Source organism: Flagellimonas myxillae (assembly GCF_023502235.1).
Lineage (GTDB): Bacteria > Bacteroidota > Bacteroidia > Flavobacteriales > Flavobacteriaceae > Flagellimonas > Flagellimonas myxillae.
Window position 1 is genome coordinate 1 of record NZ_JAMFLY010000011.1, and the last position, 1084, is coordinate 1084.

General features: G+C 51.6%; 1 protein-coding gene. It reads right to left on the reverse strand.

All coding sequences use genetic code 11. The features are described 5' to 3' along the window. The coding region (locus M3P07_RS17695; RefSeq protein ID WP_249971258.1) for a hypothetical protein at window positions 1-1084 on the reverse strand (1084 nt) is incomplete at both ends.

Sequence of the window (1084 nt, forward strand, 5' to 3'; positions counted from 1 at the left end):
GTCATCGGCAAAGCCGGCAGGTACATTGTTAAGTGAACTCCACTCCCCATCAAAATCATCGGTGGAATCGGTATCAAGGTTTGCGGGAACATCGGTAAGATCGTTGAAACTGCCCGAAAAATCGTCGGTCACATCGGTGTCGAGGTTCGGGAACTCGTTGTTGACGGCGGTGGCCACCTGGGCATCGGTCAGCTGTGTATCGTTGTCGATATCATCGGCAAATCCGGCAGGCACATTGTTGAGTGAGGACCACTCCCCATCAAAATCATCGGTGGAATCGGTATCAAGGTTTGCGGGAATGTCCGTTAGGTCGTTGAAACTTCCACTGAAATCATCAGTTGAGTCGGTATCGAGATTGGCCGGTACGTCCGTAAGGTCGTTGAAGCTACCGGAAAAGTCATCCGTCACGTCGGTATCAAGGTTCGGAAACTCATTGTTGACGGCCGTGGCCACCTGTGCATCGGTCAGTTGTGTATCGTTGTCGATATCATCGGCAAAACCGGCAGGTACATTGTTCAAAGAGCTCCACTCCCCGTCAAAATCATCGGTTGAATCGGTATCGAGGTTGGCGGGAACGTCCGTTAGGTCGTTGAAGCTACCGGAAAAATCATCGGTCACATCGGTGTCCAGGTTGGGGAACTCGTTGTTGACTGCCGTGGCCACCTGCGCATCGGTCAGCTGCGTGTCATTATCGATATCGTCGGCAAACCCGGCAGGTAAATTGTTGAGTGATGACCACTCCCCATCAAAATCATCGGTGGAATCCGTATCAAGGTTTGCGGGAACGTCCGTTAGGTCGTTGAAACTTCCACTGAAATCATCCGTTGAGTCGGTATCAAGGTTGGCCGGTACGTCCGTTAGGTCGTTAAAGCTACCACTGAAATCATCAGTTGAGTCGGTATCAAGGTTTGCGGGAACGTCCGTTAGGTCGTTGAAACTTCCACTGAAATCATCAGTTGAGTCGGTATCGAGATTGGCCGGTACGTCCGTTAGGTCGTTGAAGCTACCGGAAAAGTCATCCGTAACATCAGTATCGAGGTTCGGGAACTCGTTGTTGACGGCCGTGGCCACCTGTGCATCGGTC